General features: G+C 43.2%; 18 protein-coding genes. 5 read left to right on the top strand and 13 right to left on the bottom strand.

The genetic code is table 11. The features are described from left to right. The 6 genes from MNV_RS05690 to MNV_RS05665 all read right to left on the bottom strand — a co-directional run. Positions 1 to 1,304: MSCRAMM family protein (locus MNV_RS05690; RefSeq protein ID WP_143311655.1), on the bottom strand; the 1,304-nt coding region annotated here is incomplete at its 3' end. After that, complete coding sequence (locus MNV_RS05685) at positions 1,301 to 1,726, bottom strand: cytochrome c-type biogenesis protein (RefSeq protein WP_096204385.1); 426 nt, start codon at positions 1,724 to 1,726, stop codon at positions 1,301 to 1,303. The genes MNV_RS05685 and MNV_RS05690, both read right to left, overlap by 4 nt. After that, positions 1,723 to 3,723 (bottom strand): heme lyase CcmF/NrfE family subunit, encoded by a 2,001-nt coding sequence (locus tag MNV_RS05680; RefSeq protein WP_096204384.1) that lies wholly within the window; start codon positions 3,721 to 3,723, stop codon positions 1,723 to 1,725. Before MNV_RS05680 ends, MNV_RS05685 begins: the two co-directional genes overlap by 4 nt. Before the next feature lie 24 nt (positions 3,724 to 3,747). Continuing rightward, positions 3,748 to 4,170 (bottom strand): cytochrome c maturation protein CcmE, encoded by a 423-nt coding sequence (locus tag MNV_RS05675; RefSeq protein WP_179293823.1) that lies wholly within the window; start codon positions 4,168 to 4,170, stop codon positions 3,748 to 3,750. A gap of 300 nt (positions 4,171 to 4,470) precedes the next feature. Beyond that, entirely contained in the window at positions 4,471 to 4,836 is a 366-nt protein-coding gene (locus tag MNV_RS05670; protein ID WP_096204382.1) for a hypothetical protein, read from the bottom strand. A 5-nt stretch (positions 4,837 to 4,841) separates the two neighbouring features. Beyond that, a complete protein-coding gene (locus MNV_RS05665) occupies positions 4,842 to 5,054 on the bottom strand; it encodes a hypothetical protein (protein ID WP_096204381.1) in 213 nt (70 codons plus the stop codon). Between the two features lie 198 nt (positions 5,055 to 5,252). Here MNV_RS05665 and MNV_RS05660 point away from each other — a divergent pair, with 198 nt between their 5' ends. The 4 genes from MNV_RS05660 to MNV_RS05645 all read left to right on the top strand — a co-directional run bounded on the left by MNV_RS05660 (position 5,253) and on the right by MNV_RS05645 (position 9,099). Next, positions 5,253 to 6,464 (top strand): hypothetical protein, encoded by a 1,212-nt coding sequence (locus tag MNV_RS05660; RefSeq protein ID WP_096204380.1) that lies wholly within the window; start codon positions 5,253 to 5,255, stop codon positions 6,462 to 6,464. Positions 6,465 to 6,590: 126 nt separating this feature from the next. Next, positions 6,591 to 6,758 carry a YHS domain-containing protein gene (locus MNV_RS05655; RefSeq protein WP_096204379.1) on the top strand — a complete coding sequence of 56 codons (168 nt, stop codon included), beginning with the start codon at positions 6,591 to 6,593 and terminating at the stop codon, positions 6,756 to 6,758. A gap of 382 nt (positions 6,759 to 7,140) precedes the next feature. Then, positions 7,141 to 8,796 carry a 4Fe-4S binding protein gene (locus MNV_RS05650; RefSeq protein ID WP_096204378.1) on the top strand — a complete coding sequence of 552 codons (1,656 nt, stop codon included), beginning with the start codon at positions 7,141 to 7,143 and terminating at the stop codon, positions 8,794 to 8,796. A gap of 90 nt (positions 8,797 to 8,886) precedes the next feature. After that, entirely contained in the window at positions 8,887 to 9,099 is a 213-nt protein-coding gene (locus MNV_RS05645; RefSeq protein ID WP_096204377.1) for a transposase, read from the top strand. Here MNV_RS05645 and MNV_RS05640 read toward each other — a convergent pair. Both MNV_RS05640 and MNV_RS05635 read right to left on the bottom strand, forming a co-directional pair. Continuing rightward, complete coding sequence (locus MNV_RS05640) at positions 9,082 to 9,834, bottom strand: CbtA family protein (protein ID WP_179293822.1); 753 nt, start codon at positions 9,832 to 9,834, stop codon at positions 9,082 to 9,084. The two genes, MNV_RS05645 and MNV_RS05640, sit on opposite strands and share 18 nt — an antisense overlap. Continuing rightward, a complete protein-coding gene (locus MNV_RS05635) occupies positions 9,797 to 9,994 on the bottom strand; it encodes a CbtB domain-containing protein (protein ID WP_218837914.1) in 198 nt (65 codons plus the stop codon). The genes MNV_RS05640 and MNV_RS05635 overlap by 38 nt, the downstream gene beginning before the upstream one ends. A 76-nt stretch (positions 9,995 to 10,070) precedes the next feature. On the opposite strand from MNV_RS05635, the gene MNV_RS05630 reads away from it, so the two are divergent. Beyond that, positions 10,071 to 10,574 (top strand): ArsR family transcriptional regulator, encoded by a 504-nt coding sequence (locus MNV_RS05630; RefSeq protein WP_096204375.1) that lies wholly within the window; start codon positions 10,071 to 10,073, stop codon positions 10,572 to 10,574. A gap of 124 nt (positions 10,575 to 10,698) precedes the next feature. On the opposite strand, the gene MNV_RS05625 is transcribed toward MNV_RS05630, so the two are convergent. The 5 genes from MNV_RS05625 to MNV_RS05605 are packed head-to-tail and all read right to left on the bottom strand — an operon-like array spanning position 10,699 to position 14,872. Then, the gene (locus MNV_RS05625) at positions 10,699 to 11,217 is read right to left on the bottom strand and encodes a nitroreductase family protein (RefSeq protein WP_096204374.1); all 519 of its coding nucleotides are present in this window, start codon (positions 11,215 to 11,217) and stop codon (positions 10,699 to 10,701) included. A gap of 52 nt (positions 11,218 to 11,269) precedes the next feature. Next, on the bottom strand, positions 11,270 to 12,019 hold the full coding sequence (locus MNV_RS20995; RefSeq protein WP_096204373.1) for a response regulator: 750 nt from the start codon (positions 12,017 to 12,019) through the stop codon (positions 11,270 to 11,272). Then, positions 12,019 to 13,824 (bottom strand): MASE3 domain-containing protein, encoded by a 1,806-nt coding sequence (locus MNV_RS05615; protein WP_096204372.1) that lies wholly within the window; start codon positions 13,822 to 13,824, stop codon positions 12,019 to 12,021. Before MNV_RS05615 ends, MNV_RS20995 begins: the two co-directional genes overlap by 1 nt. 25 nt (positions 13,825 to 13,849) lie before the next feature. Beyond that, positions 13,850 to 14,497 carry a P-loop NTPase family protein gene (locus tag MNV_RS05610; protein WP_096204371.1) on the bottom strand — a complete coding sequence of 216 codons (648 nt, stop codon included), beginning with the start codon at positions 14,495 to 14,497 and terminating at the stop codon, positions 13,850 to 13,852. A 6-nt stretch (positions 14,498 to 14,503) separates the two neighbouring features. Beyond that, entirely contained in the window at positions 14,504 to 14,872 is a 369-nt protein-coding gene (locus MNV_RS05605; RefSeq protein ID WP_096204370.1) for a response regulator transcription factor, read from the bottom strand. Positions 14,873 to 14,874 lie beyond the last annotated feature (2 nt).

The raw sequence follows: 14,874 nt of genomic DNA, 5'->3' as shown, positions 1-14,874 counted from the left end.
AGTACAGAAACATTTCCCAATACAACATCCGGCTGCAAGTTGCTCTCTACTACTTCTTGCGTTTCATCCTCCGATATCTGCGTTACTGGTGGTGTTCTGATAGAACGCCTCCTCTGTTTTCTGCCAATTTTGTTTTTGAGCAAAGGATACGAAACAGCACCTATCACCACTACCGCCACTACCGGGATAAGGTAATTGAAATCCCCTCCGATGCCTGTCTTTGAAGGAACATAACCTGTTATCTTCGTATCTACTATCTGTCCTTTAGGAACGTTCATAATGCTCAGTACTTCGAAATCTTTGCCTTCATTCTGAACTATTTCTTTCTGGCCATATTTGCTTTCAATCCCGAAGCCGTTGTTTTTTTCAGAGAGCAAAGACATGTACGAAGTGTTGTAAATCATCCTTTTGCTGAGCGTCGGCGCAGATGATTCTGAACTCAGAATGTATGATATCTGCGCGCTGTACGACTCACCCGGCATGATGGGTCTCATCGGGTCTATCCAGGCAGAGTCTTTCTCTCTCTGCAGGCAGCATTCCATCACATCGGTCTGGAATCTTGATATACCTGGAGGCGTTGAAATGCCAAGCCATGTCCTGTCTTTACTGAAGAAGACTTTATCCCCGATATTAGTGAATTCAATATACTCATCCACTTTGATTCCCGTAGGCGCTTTTGAAAGGACCATATGGTCGATCTTCACTGCGATGATACTGTCATCCTTTGTGGAATCATAAACAGTAAAGTTGGCGCTCTCCGAGACGTTCACCTGTTTTGTATAGGGTACGTCGGCATACGTGGCTTCGATAAAATAACTTTTCCCGGCATTGACCTTATTGAATAAGTATTTTCCACTCTTGCCTGTAGTAGTGTCCATTACCTCGATACCCCCTGCATCAAGGAGACGGATGGGTATTCCCTCAAGCGTATTATTCGACTTCAGAACAGACCCTTCTATCCTTCCGGAGAGGTTGAAGTTAACAATCGCTCTGTCTTTAAGCCCGGTATTTTCGCCGTATACAGTGCCGTTGTAGGTCACGTTGATCCTGTACATGCCGCTGTTAAGATCGTTAAAAGCATAACTTCCGTTTTTATCCGTGGTAGTCTCGCTTAATTTTATGAAATCATAGACCACATCAGTCATGCTCTGGTCGCTCTGGGTTGTGCCGTTTATCTTACTGAGCTCTACTGGCAGACCGGCAATCTTCTTTCCATCAGAGACGATGCTGCCGTTTATCTCAGCTGCCGCCGCTGTGCTACTAAATAAAGCCAGTATTATAAAAAATTCCAATAGTTTCCTCATTGTTTTTCACGTCCCTTCAAGAATTTCTCGTATTCGTAGTCGAATAGCTCGTTCTCGTCCATTCTCTTTCTGCTGATCTTGTAAACAACAACACCACCCACAACGATCCCGGCTGGTAACGCAATCCACACTATCCAGTCAAATCCTTCCTTGGGCGGCGTAGCAAGCACCTCTCTTCCGTATTCTGCCGAAAGTTTATCGTATATCTTTCTCTCGGAAAGCCCCTGGTCAAGCATCGCCCTGACCTTATCTTTTATTTCAAGAGAACTCGGGCACGTACAATCGACCACTATCATAGTGCATCCTCCCTGGTCCGGGCAGTTGAGATTTGAGGTAATCTCTTCTTCGGTAATTGCTAATACCGGTAATGCAAGCACGGTCAGGAAAAACCATGCTGCGATTATTTTCTTCATAATTTTCATAATGCACTCTCCGCTGTTATTTTTTTAATATTTTGATTTATATTTACATCATCGGATACTCTTTTTTGCCTGATGGGTACAATTGTAGACAGGCTTACCAGGATTCCCAAGATGAGCATGTAGAATCCTCCTATCCACATAAGGAACATCATTGGCATCACCTTGATTTTGACAGTGGCGCTGTCGGCAGTGATGGCCTGGGCTGAGAAGTACAGGTCATCTACGCCCACGGTGTAAGCCATGGGTTTGACATTAGTACTTTCCTGCTTCACATAATGATACATTCGCGCTTCGGCGTCGGTCAGAACCATATCGCCATTCTTGGAAACATCAAATAAAGCCGTAGTTACATCTTTGTTGTTCTTTGTATACTGGTCTATCCCGGTGAGTTTAAAGTCATAGTCACCGACACTGTATGTGCCGCCAATCCTCATATTGAAGGTCTCTGCCTTCTCATATACTACAGCACCGGCGGCGGCTACTATTATCATAAGGATTGCCAGGTGGCACATATAACCACCGAAGGTACGGCGGTTATTCCAGAATGCACTTCCAAAATTCTTCAAAACTCCTCTATCTTCCAGTTTTTTCTGCTTGTTCACAATCCTGGATATATCTATAAAATGCGTGGATGCAACCAGTACACTGCCTGCAACCGCAATCTGCGCATAGAAATCACGGACTCCGAGAGGGAAGGCGATGATCATTGCAATAACTGCTGCGGCAAGTGGTTTTGAGAAGTTCCTGTTAAGATGGGATACGGAGGCTTTCCTCCATGCTATGAGGGGACATATGCCCATGAGGAAGAGAAGCGCGATTCCAAGCGGCACGTTCACCTGGTTGTAGAAGCTGGGACCGACCATTACCTTGTAGCCGCGGAAAGCTTCCGAGAGCAGGGGATAAGTCGTTCCCCACAGCACCGAGGCTGCTGAAGCAATGAATATCCAGTTGTTGTACAGGAAGCTTGCTTCCCGTGAAACAAAAGACTCAAAGACTTTCTTGCTCTGGATGGAGTTGTACTTCCACGCTACAAGTACGAGCGTGGCTGCAAGAACTACGACCATGTAGTTGATATAATAAGGCGCTGTCACGGACTCTCCGAAAGTATGAACAGATGCGATTATCCCGCTCCGCGTGAGCAGCGTCCCGTAAACCGTGAGTTCCCATGTGAAAAGGATTAGCAGTATATTCCAGAACTTCATCCCTCCCTTTCGTTCCTGTATCATGGTACTGTGGTAGAACGCGGTCAAGGTAAGCCAGGGCAGGAACGAGGCGTTCTCGACGGGGTCCCAGCCCCAGAAACCGCCCCAGTTGAGCACTGTGTATGCCCAGTAGCTTCCGAACATGTTGCCTAAAGAGAGACCGAGCCATGCCCACAGCGCCCAGCGCCGTGCACGGTATGTCCAGGTATCATCAGAAAGATAAATGCCCGCCATCATCAGGGCAAACGGTATTATTACCCCGGCATAGCCCCAGAACAGCGTGGTGGGATGGAATAACATGCCCGGGTCCTGAAGGAGGGGGTTCAGCCCGTTCCCATCAGCTGGCATGAAATCAAGCTGCCTGAAAGGACGGGACACCGTAAGCAGCATGTAGAAGAAATAAGTTAGAGTGATGAGGACTATGGGCATTGCGTGCTTTATCAGGTTATCATAGGATTTCCCCCGCGCTGCAATTACTGCAATATAAATAGATATCAGCCATGCCCAGAGCAGCAAAGAGCCATCGGCGCCCGCCCAGAAAGCGGAGATGGTATAGACCATCGGCAGGTCAAAGCTGCTGTAGATAGCAACGTACTCATACTGGAAATTGCGGGTAATGAAAAGATTAAAAAGCCAGATAGATGCGATAGTAGTTAACACCGCAATTCCGATAATTGCTATTCTGGCGCTGTCGAAAAGCTCATTTTTCTTTTTCCATATGCCTATTATGTGCGCTGCAAGGGCGTAAACACTCAATACCAATGCGATTATTAACGTTGTTTCTCCTAATTCCATCAAATCTCTCCTTTTTATGTTCCGTTATGTTTCGTTATATGTCTCGTTATGGTCTCCGTGATCCAAGTCTACGCCGTACTTTGAAGGGCATTTTGTGACTACCTGGGTTGCCTGAAAAGTACCGTTTACATAATATCCAGTAACCACTGCCGGGATTCCCTCTTTATAATTCCCGGGCATTCCTTCGTTTGAAACAACCGTAATTGTGGCATTTTTATCCATCAGTTTGAACGCAAGCCTTGCCTTTTCAGGTTCCCATATAGTCGAACCTATTACTATTGTACCATTTACGTTCACAACTTTTCCATTTAATGAATCTGCTTTTTGTACGAATTCATCAACTTCATAGTAAAATGAGAGGGCGTTACTGAAACTCTGTGCGCTCAGGTATAGTATTAATACAGCCACGATCCCGATGCCAAGTATATTCCTTTGTTTTTTATTCACGTCCTGTCCTCTCATTTAAATCTATGCAGATCCTCAACTTTACATCCAATGTAAACAATATCGACTAGGAACCTGCTTTATTAAGTAATTTGTGGTTTATAAAATGAAAATTAAAGATGTAAGTACTTAAAATTTCTAAACCTATATCCAGAGGCATATTGAAAATACATACGCGCCGATCATAGAGATCCATGCACAGGCAGCAGCGAGTTAGTACCCCCCGTGAGATACAGTTGCCAAAGTAAAAAAATCCCGGCAACATCACGGGCTACATGCTAACTTTTTAAAAATAAACAAGGATTACAATGCAGCCTTCGTTGCGCTGGAACCCATCATTGAGCCCATATCAGAGCCCATGTTCCCACAATGATTTGTTTCCTTCGATTCAGTATCTGCACCCGGCATGCTGTTGCCCATCATTTCACTGCAGCCAGCCTGCATTGAACTTTCATTTGTAGCATTCATCATATTTCCACATGCTCCAGATTGCATCATCCGTTCAGGGCAGTTTTCTATCATGTTCTCCATCATCTCCAGAGTACATTCATGGTTTTCTGCGTCCTTTATTTTCTCATCGCCTGTATTCTGCGCCATTGCCACAGACATCGCGCCAAATGCCAGAAGCATTCCTAGAATCCCAATAACCAGCATAGTCTTCTTTTCCATATCTCTTACCCCTTTGAAAAGTACCAGATGGCTATAAACACTATGGCCATAACTATAATATGCAGCCACATACCTGCGCCGCCTCCGCCACAACAGCCGCCATGTGACTCATGGGTGTGCTCTTTCGGCGGATTATTCTCATTGCTTAGCTGACCTGCTTTAACATCATTTACATCTTTCTCTGTTTCTTTAGGTTTACTTGATCCGCAACAATCCATTTTTCAATTCACCTTAAGAATCTCCATTTACGTCTTTATTAATCGGTGTTTTGGTTTAAATTATAAAGGTTTTCTGCTGGATTGTTTTGTATTTTTTAAGCAAAGCTTATATTATTACATATCCGATTGATTGTAAATATCATTATCTATAATCAAAAAAACGATAAGTAGGGTATAATGTCAATGGAGGTTAATAATATGAAAAGATTAATAAAAATAACTGCATTTCTTCTTGTGGTGATAATGCTGGCTGTGCCCGTTCTCGGACAGATGGGCGGCGGAATGATGGGAGGAGGAACGGACGGTGGAATGGGAAGCGGAATGATGGGGAGCGATATGATGCGAGGAAAAGCGAAAGATATGATGATCAGGGGTAACGAAATGCGCGGCACTCAGGGCATGATGGGGATGGGATTCATGCACAGCCAGGGCAGCAGTTACGGTAACTACGTGACCTTTTCTGTAGATAACAATACAGGCGCCGTTATGGATTATGGAATTGTTGGCGTCACGATTTTTGATTCCATAAAAGTCGCAGGTTTCGATTTCAAGGAATCAACAACAATGGGCGCGCTGACAAGGATTATAAACAGAGACGGGTCCGCAGTAATACAATTGCATGATAACCCTGCTGCTGTAATCAACATCGGAACAAAAGCATCAGCGACAATCACATTCGATCTTGCAGACGGTGTGAATGCATCAAAAGAGGATAATATAGTAAGAATAGAAGCCGGCAACCTGACCGCATTTATTGCATCAACGAATGCTACCTCTATAAACATAGCAGGAGGGGAGATCAGAATCGGATCAGTCAGAGGAAATGCTGTTTTCAGGGCTATTCCTGTGAACATGCCCGCAGATGGGATGCACCGGAGGTTCATGGGAGAGATGATGAGAAACAGGGCCGGTGCGGAGGTTTCTGTCGGGGTATCGGATAAGTATTCGATAACCAATTATTCTGAGGGCATGAATGTCATGATAAGATCGATGGATAGAAACCGAATGAGAATGACGGTAAATTCCACAGACCCTTCAGGTAAATTCATGATGATGAACCTGGATAACAGCTCAATGATGTGGAACCCCGGGCAAAGGGTACGTCTCTACCTTGACAACAAGCCGATGAGACAGGTCATGACCGCTGAAGAATTATACGATGCTAAAGAATCCTCCTTCTGGCTTACCATGCCAGGCGGTAACCGAATGCAGGCGATGATGTACATAGCGAATTTCTCTGAACGCGTTGTGGACGTGGTCGTAGAGGAAGAATCCACGCCGGCTCCGACATCTACTGAAGCTCCTGTTAAAACACCCGTCTTGACATCTACACCCGCAGCGCCTGGATTTGAGATCGCGCTCGGGCTGCTGGGCGCGGGCGTTGTATATCGGTTAAGACGGAAAAGCTGAACAAAAAATGAGACCTGTGGATGCATTAAGATACGACCGGTGAAAGAGGTAAAAATATGATAAATAGGTTGTGGTTTAAATTCATAAAACAAAAACACTTTAAAGAACATCAGACAATTATAAACTATGCCAATTGACGTGGTTTGCTGGATGCATATTGACAGGACATCAGAGCATACATCGGAATATAACGGACAGAAGTATTACTTCTGCTCGGTCAAGTGCAAAAAAGAATTTGACATAGCCCCTGAGAAGTATCTGGGCGTGAAAAGCCCGATGAAGATGCCTGAATAAGGCAACAGGTTCTTCTATTAGTTTTTGAAGTTCACGCTTCCCAGCGTACAGTAGCACAAGATTGTGTTGGGTCTAATATAGCGTTTTATTTGAAAGTCCTGATATGTGATTATATTTCCGGGATAAACGTGAATGGGTTATCCAGAAGAATATTGATGCAAGCCTCAGAGCATACCCTGACATTCATAGTCGGTGTTAATACATTTTCACTAAGTGAGATTTGTACAACCTTATAATTTTGACTTTACAAGTGATGTAAAGTTAAATAACTTACGCTTTAAAACATCCGGGTTAAGTGAGATTTTTTCATCTTATTTTAAAGCACAAACCGAATATATATGGTCAGCGGTTGAGGAATTGGAGAAAACGGAGAAAAACGATAATGAGAACAAAAACGTTAGTTGTTTTATGCATAGCACTGCTGTCTGCTGCACTCGCGTTTCCTGCCAGCGCAGCAGCATCGCAGGATATGGAAGCAGATGACCACAACAGCATGAATATGGATGATCAGCATCCTGAGGGTGATACCGGTGATGCACATGCCGCGAAGGGAGATGTGAACTGGTACATTATAGCATTGTTACTTGGCATAATTGGCGTTCTGGGGTATTTCGCTTCAAACACGGAAAAACTGAGGAAAATCAATTTCCTGGATTATGCATCGCTAAAAAATATCCTTAAAAGCCGCTGGTATCCTCTGATATTCGTACTGCCAACCATGCTCATATTCGGGATAATCGTAGTTCAGCTTTTATTTGGAGGGATTGAAGCATCGTATAATTTCGGCTCTGTCATGGTATGGATATTCCTCTGGCCCATTTTGCCTATCCTTTTCCTGCTGTTCGGCAGGCTGTGGTGTTCGGTGTGTCCTCTCTCCAGAGTAAGCGATGAGGTGCAAAAAAAAGTTGGTATGCATAAAAAGGTACCAAAACTACTTCAGAACTATGGAGTCTGGATAATAATAATAGCTTTCCTCATTATAACATGGATCGATGTAACCACAGGACTTGTTGAGTCTCCCAGAAATACGGGCTATCTACTGCTGTTTGTATTCACAGGTGTAGTTCTCATGGGTGCAGTATTTGAGAGACGGGCATGGTGCCGCTATCTGTGTTTCCTTGGGGGACTGTCAAGCAATTATTCCATGAGCTCAGCCCTGGAACTCCGGACAGATAAAGATATATGCAAAACCTGCAAGACCCCTTCCTGCTATAAAGGAGATGGGAAAGTAGGAGGCTGCTCAATGTTCGAGTACCCGAGGACGATGGATTCCAATCGTTTCTGCAATTTCTGCTCAAACTGCATCAAAACATGTCCTCATGATGCTATCAGGATAACTCCAAGGCCACCTACCAGTGAACTCTGGTTTATAAAGAAGCCGCGTTTTGAGGAGTCCTTCCTTGCAGTTGCTTTAATAGGGATTGTAGTGAGCCAGACCGTTATCATGCTTGAGGTCTGGGAGCCTTTCATGACCTGGTTTGAGAATACTACAGGCATCACAGATTTCACTACAGCATGGACATTGATATTTGCAGGAGCTATGCTCATACCTCTTTTGTTGATGCTGGCTGCAAGCTTTGTGTCAAGCATAATCTCAGGAGATACGCTAAAGCCTGATATGATACCAGACCAGACCGCAGAGATAAGTTATCCATCTACCATAGGTCTTGGAGAAACACTGCGTTCTAACTTCATTCGCTTTGGCTATTCTTTCATCCCCCTGGGACTCGGTATACATCTTGCCCATAATTCAAAACATTTCCTTGGAGAAGGGCTTTCTGTGATATACACCTCAGCATCGCTTATCGGAGTAAATATAACCGGGAATCTATCTATCTTGAACATGCCCACGATACAGGTTATTCAATATATACTCACAGTACTTGGCGTTATTGGTGCTATATATACAGCGCACAGGATATCACTTAATAACCCAAGCTCAAGGTCATCGGTGCTGCCGTATGTAGCACTGATAGTACTGTTTGGTGCAATAGCCCTGTGGATGTACACCGTGCCTATGGCTGCGCGGGCTCATTAAAATAATGTAACAGCAGGAGTATGCAGCAATAACTGTAAATAGCTGTATCTCCTGTTGATTTTTATAGTCTGAAATTAATAAGTGATACATATGACTGAAGATGATTTGACTGAAGATGATTTCGATGCTCTTGAAAAGGAGATGCTTGAGGAAAAAAAGGTGCCCAGGGGAAAGCGTATCCTGGTCTGTCCTGTCTGCGGCTCCACCGAAATATCATATTACCTGGGTCTTAAGACTGGCTATCAGTATCAATGCAGGCACTGCAACTACGTAGGAGCCCTTGTATTAGAGATGGAGCACTGATCTAACGTGCGGTCCGAAATGATCCAGCATGCTATTTACCATAACTCCCATAATTGCCCAGAAAGCAAACATGGCTCCAAGATTTTCAACCCTGTATTTCCATAGCAGATCCGAAGGGACTGAAGGTATGTTGGAATTAGAGGGAGACAATAAGAATACAGTAATTATTATGACAACAAAAGCAAAAGCTCCTATCAAAAGTCCTGATATGGGACTATATCTTCGGGATACACGTGAATAGATCATCCAGAAGACTATAGAAGCAAGAATCCCTGCGATGATTATTGCGAAAAAGATGCTCTGCCTTGTCATCACAGACAGCGAGGTCTCTATGCCAGGCGGGTTAGGCGGCAGATAGAGAGAAGGAACGAGCACTGCCACCAGGAAACCGTTTAAAGCCAGTATGAGACCTTTAAATTGAGCGTTTTTTACAGGAATTCTGTATTGAACCAGAGTGTACACGAATGTAAATATTATAGAGTAGAGAATTCCAAGCATTATTGCTCCAGCAAAAGTCCAGAAATGAACAACATTCCTTGGAATTAATGGATGAGAATCAGGTATCTGGACTTCATACGTCTCTGCTTCCAATATGATTGGTGTTAGAAATAAAAGTAGAAGTCCTCCCAGGGATGTGCCTGCAACTATACCTGTTACAATCCCTGCTTTCAGGATTGATAAAAAATCCAGCGAGCTTTTAATGGCAGGGGAAGCCTGCTGCGTGGCGTAGGTCATGGAAACCCTCATGCAGTGCCGGGAAGCTTTCAAAGTTTGCAAATCCTATTATATAAATCGCAAGGGCGACCGCCAGGAAAATTACAGCAAGCCTTGCGAGCATTACATAATCCAATTCGTATCTATATTCATACCCATATTCATTGCTCATTTCCGTCATTATAATTCCTCTATTAAGCTGGATAAACGCTCAAGAGATAAAATATTTAATCTTTCAAGCAATAGTTGTTATCCATATGGATAACGATGTTTTTAAAGCACTCAGCAGTACTACGCGGCTGAAGATGCTGAGGATACTGGCTAAGAGAGAAATGCATATCACCGGTCTTGCAAGAGAATTGAATCTCTCAGTTCCTGTAGTGGCTAAACATTCAAAACTTCTGGAAAAATCTGGTTTAATTGAAATAAGAAAGTTTGGTAAAACGCATGTCCTTGGTAGTAAAATGAAAAATGTGTATAATACGCTTGATGAACTTGCCGATTCATACGAGATCAAGCTTCACAGAGGCGCCAGTATTCTGGAAGCCCTGAGAAAAGTATCCGGAGTAGAATTAAAAACTGTTGGCGACAGAGAGTTTGTTATGGCGATCGACGGCGAAAAAGGACTTTATATTTATGAGGTTAATGGGAACTCACCCAATTCGACAACCGAGGAATTTAAGATAGAAAATGACTGCACTATTGAGTGGAAAAAATTAATACCTGTAACGAGAAAGAGGATTTCTGTCAAAATCAAATAAAGCATCTGATTAACAAATAAAATAACTTTGAGTGAAAGGATGACAGTCGTGGAGTATGATCCGGCAATAGTGACGCCGCAAGATATCGCAAAGACCGTGAATGATCTCGGATATATTGCAACAATCACCACGTCTCCCAGTGAACTACTTTTTCCAACCCCATCCTTGGCGTCGCCGCAGGTTTTTCATCCGAGTACCCGACCGGGATTATAGCCACAGGCGTCGCCCGCTGCGGCAGCCCCAGAAGCTCGCTGACAGCGTATTCATCAAAAGCTCCCACCCAGCATGTCGCAAGCCCCTTTGAATGAGCTGCAAGAAGAAGGTTCATAATTGCCGCTGTTGCGTCCTGGATTGCATAAAGTTCTCCCCGCGACCTGTATATGCGGAATGAGCGCTCGATATTCGCGATGGCAACGATAGCGACAGGAGCCTGGTCGATGAACGACTGGTCAAGCGCAGCTTTTGCCAGTTTTTGTTTTGTGATTTTGTCCATGACGACTACAAAATCCCGCGCCTGGAGGTTGCCTGCCGAGGGCGCCATCTGCGCGGCGCTAAGCAGTTCTTCAATCGTTTCCTTTTCTACAGGGGTATCTTTAAACCTCCTTATCGACCGTCTTCCTTTAATGGTTTCAAGGCACTCCATATTAAAAACCCATTTGTAGGTTAGTATTTATGTCGTATATAGTCTTTCCAACCTAAACGCCTGGCGTATCGTACTTAGGTATGCTCTCGATTGTACATATCATGCCCTCGAAACTTCCGTTTTTAATCCGGGGTATTAACCATCCCGAGTGATACCTCTGGTTCCCGTCCGACATACCAAATGGAACACCCTGGTAATAGAAAGGCTGCCGGCTGTCCTTCGCTTTCAAATAATATGGCACGAAGATTTCCGGGAGATCTTTTAAAACTACCGCACCGATAACTTGAGGGATGTTTTTTCCCATGAACGTCATCGCACCTTTATTTGCATAGCATATCACATCTTTTTTATCTGTTACCCAGACGCCGTTAACAATGCCTTCCAGTACACTTTCATAGAACTCCTTGCTTTCTTTTAACTGTATCTCCATTTTGTTCTTATAAAGGGCTACCTCGATGTTCATCTTTAATTCCCGCTCCTTGAACGGTTTTATAATATACCCGAACGGTTCCGTTAATTTTGCCCTCTCCAGTATCTTCTCATCCGAATAAGCCGTGAGAAATACAACAGGAATATTGAATCTGGATCGTATTTGTTTTGCAGTCTCTATCCCGTCCATCCCGCCTTTCAGCATAATATCCATAAGGATCAGATCCGGGACATGCTCCCCTGCTTTCTTAATAGCCACTTCACCTGAAGATGCGACCGCAGGAACGGCATATCCCAGTTTTATCAGAGTTCTTCGTATATCCTCTGCAACAATACTTTCATCTTCAACTATCATTATTTTTATTTCTACCATTATTTCGCTCCTTTAAACTTAATTTGAAATTCAGTTCCTTGACTTCGGTTCAGCTTAATCTCACCTTCAAGCTGGGTATTTACCAGTAGAGTAACCAGTTGCAAACCCAGCGATTCTGTTTTTCTAAAATCCACGTCCTCAGGAAAACCGATGCCGTTATCGCCGACTATAAGCTCGATTTCAGTATCGTCGGTCCTGTGAAGGGCGATTTTAATTTCTCCTGCCCTGCCGTCAGGAAATGCATGTTTTAAAGAATTAGTAACAAGCTCGTTGATTATCAATCCGCACGGGATGGCAGAATCGATATCAAGCAGGGCATCTTCGGCATCGATATCCAGTACAACTCTCCTGTCATCAAACCCATATGCCTGGAATAACCTATCTACCATATCAGCGGTATAATCCTTAAAATCAACTCTTGAAAAATCATCCGACTGATAGATCTTCTCATGGATAAGGGACATAGATATTATTCTATTCTGGCTCTCCTTGAACATTTCAAGGTACTTTTCTTCCTTGACGTATCCTGACTGGAGCCTGAGAAGACTTGAGATGATCTGCATATTGTTTTTAACCCTGTGATGGATCTCGCGCAGGAGTATTTCTTTTTCTTTAAGGGATTGCTTGATCTGGTTCTCTGTTCGCTTTCGCTCTGATACGTCCCTGATTATACTTGAAAAACCGATAACATTCTGATTTGCATCGCGTATAGGTGAGATGGTCAGACTTACTTCTAATCTGGTACCATCCTTTCGGATTCGTACTGTCTCTATTCCGCTTACGGATTTACCAGATTTTGCCTGATAACTAAACAGGTCTTTATCCTGTACGAGGTCTCCGGGTACTATCAGTTGTGTATTCTTTTTCCCGATAGCTTCCTCTGCGGTCCATCCGAACATTCGCTCTGCACTTATATTCCAGGAGGTAACATTATCCTTAATATCTACCATTATGACAGCATCTGATGCATTCTCAAATAAACTGCGGTACTTTTCCTCAGTCTCACACCGAAGTTCTTTCTCTGTCACGACCTGTTTTTCATAAGGCTGCTCTACAGATGACTTGAACAGGGCAAGGTAAATGAAGAAATAACCTGCGGCAAGAAGTAAGTGTGCTGAATAATCATAATAGAAGTAAACCAGATTACTAAAAGCTATAATAATGAAACCGTATATCAAACAAATGTTACTCTTCTGACCGGTATCCCGGAATCTTCTTGAGTACAGGTAGCTTGCATACAGAATAATTATTGAAGTTAAAGCTATAAGGGAAATCCATATGGCAGAGAAGCTGCCATCGGGATAATACATTTTAGGCAGGTGGTCAGAGTACAGCAGCATTATGTTCAGCAAAACCACATTGAAAACATTTACAGAGACTAACAGGACGGATTTGTTGATCCAGTGAGGGAACGAATCTTTATAGATAAATACGCTTGCAAGGAACAACAGAGTGGAAATCAGCCGCGCCGCATTCCAGAAAACGGCTGCTTTTTGCGGGGAGTTGGGTGTGATGAAGTCAGGCATGAAGGGATACGAAAGCATATGATACATGTCAAAAATCCCGATAATAAGCAAGCTTGCTCCCAGGAAAAGAGAATTGTTATCCATATTCCTGGTGGTATACGCATGCCAGGTCAACACAAAAATCGAAAAAGACAGGACAAATGGTAACAGCTCGGTTGAAATTTCAAAAAAGTCACCGACTTGAGGTGAAATCAGTCTGTACGATTCAAGGAAATACCCTATAAGGAATACTGATACAATGGTTATCAGAACCTTTAAAGCATGATTTATTTTGTTCATTTGATTCACTATTCAGCAGCAGGGATTATACGTCGTCCTTCCAGTCAACCCTGCCCATTATTACTTCATATTTCAAAATTACGTCCACACCCGTCGTAGGTAGATTTGCCAGTTCTTTTGAGAGGATATTATCATACAGGAGAATGAATTTGTGAGGAGTTCTGGAGTACCTGCTTTTCAGATAATCTAAAAAATCATACAATTCCCTCCCCTTCAGGGTAGATATTGATGAGAAATCGATAAATTGTGATAAGGAATCCAGTATGATGATATCAGGTTTGATATTTTTTAGATCTTTCTCAATCAATTCTAGCATTTCTTTCAGGTTCGATGGAGCCTGTTCAAACAGACAATCCTGAGTTCCTTTTTTTTCAAATATCATGCTGGAAACACAGTCAATAACAAAGATTTTCGATTTCAGATTTTTAAAATGGGGTTTTATAGCATCATTGGTTTTTGTCAGTGAGATATACATTATTTTCCCGGGATAAGGTATTTTGTTAAGGAAACCGACGATTTCCTTGAACTCCAGCGAATCGTGGATTAACAACAGAGTGTTCCAGAAATCCAGCATTATCCTTTTAAACTCATTGTTCGCGGATTTCCAGTAATTTACAGCGACCACTTCATAACCCTCACCCGTGTTCGGTTTTATGGCAGTGTTCCCGACCATGGCGACCTACGAAATAAGCGCATTCCTCACCCTGTTCACAAGCTCAGGCACATCGAAAGGTTTTGTAACATAATCCCTGATCTTGAACTGTTCCATCAGGAATTTTCTTTCTTCTTCCGAGAACCGAACGACCGTAACAAGCATTATTTTCAGCTTTTCCAGATTTTTCTCCTTCAGCTTTGTCAGAATATCTTTCGTCTTCAGCCCCGGCATCATCACATCGAGCAGTACAAGGTCAGGGTTCACATTCTCGACCTTGCTCAGGAATTCCTCGCCGTTAGATGCTAACTCAGTCTCATGTTTCTCTATCTCCATTATGGTTCTTAGAGTCTCAGCAATATCCCTGTTGTCATCCACAATCATTATCTTTCCCATAT

Origin of the sequence: Candidatus Methanoperedens nitratireducens (assembly GCF_900196725.1) — an archaeon.
In the GTDB taxonomy this organism is placed as follows: domain Archaea; phylum Halobacteriota; class Methanosarcinia; order Methanosarcinales; family Methanoperedenaceae; genus Methanoperedens; species Methanoperedens nitroreducens_A.
Note: the sequence above shows the minus strand (reverse complement) of the source record. Positions and strands in the feature narration are given on the sequence as shown.

Coding starts and splice junctions, on each gene's coding strand:
- MNV_RS05630 (WP_096204375.1), top strand. CDS start 10,071: ATGGATAACGATGTTTTTAAAGCACTCAGCAGTACTACGCGGCTGAAG.
- MNV_RS05655 (WP_096204379.1), top strand. CDS start 6,591: ATGCCAATTGACGTGGTTTGCTGGATGCATATTGACAGGACATCAGAG.
- MNV_RS05645 (WP_096204377.1), top strand. CDS start 8,887: ATGACTGAAGATGATTTGACTGAAGATGATTTCGATGCTCTTGAAAAG.
- MNV_RS20995 (WP_096204373.1), bottom strand. CDS start 12,019: ATGGTAGAAATAAAAATAATGATAGTTGAAGATGAAAGTATTGTTGCA.
- MNV_RS05650 (WP_096204378.1), top strand. CDS start 7,141: ATGAGAACAAAAACGTTAGTTGTTTTATGCATAGCACTGCTGTCTGCT.
- MNV_RS05635 (WP_218837914.1), bottom strand. CDS start 9,994: ATGACGGAAATGAGCAATGAATATGGGTATGAATATAGATACGAATTG.
- MNV_RS05680 (WP_096204384.1), bottom strand. CDS start 3,723: ATGGAATTAGGAGAAACAACGTTAATAATCGCATTGGTATTGAGTGTT.
- MNV_RS05670 (WP_096204382.1), bottom strand. CDS start 4,836: ATGGAAAAGAAGACTATGCTGGTTATTGGGATTCTAGGAATGCTTCTG.
- MNV_RS05640 (WP_179293822.1), bottom strand. CDS start 9,834: ATGACCTACGCCACGCAGCAGGCTTCCCCTGCCATTAAAAGCTCGCTG.
- MNV_RS05660 (WP_096204380.1), top strand. CDS start 5,253: ATGAAAAGATTAATAAAAATAACTGCATTTCTTCTTGTGGTGATAATG.
- MNV_RS05610 (WP_096204371.1), bottom strand. CDS start 14,497: ATGGTCGGGAACACTGCCATAAAACCGAACACGGGTGAGGGTTATGAA.
- MNV_RS05685 (WP_096204385.1), bottom strand. CDS start 1,726: ATGAAAATTATGAAGAAAATAATCGCAGCATGGTTTTTCCTGACCGTG.
- MNV_RS05615 (WP_096204372.1), bottom strand. CDS start 13,824: ATGAACAAAATAAATCATGCTTTAAAGGTTCTGATAACCATTGTATCA.
- MNV_RS05665 (WP_096204381.1), bottom strand. CDS start 5,054: ATGGATTGTTGCGGATCAAGTAAACCTAAAGAAACAGAGAAAGATGTA.
- MNV_RS05605 (WP_096204370.1), bottom strand. CDS start 14,872: ATGGGAAAGATAATGATTGTGGATGACAACAGGGATATTGCTGAGACT.
- MNV_RS05625 (WP_096204374.1), bottom strand. CDS start 11,217: ATGGAGTGCCTTGAAACCATTAAAGGAAGACGGTCGATAAGGAGGTTT.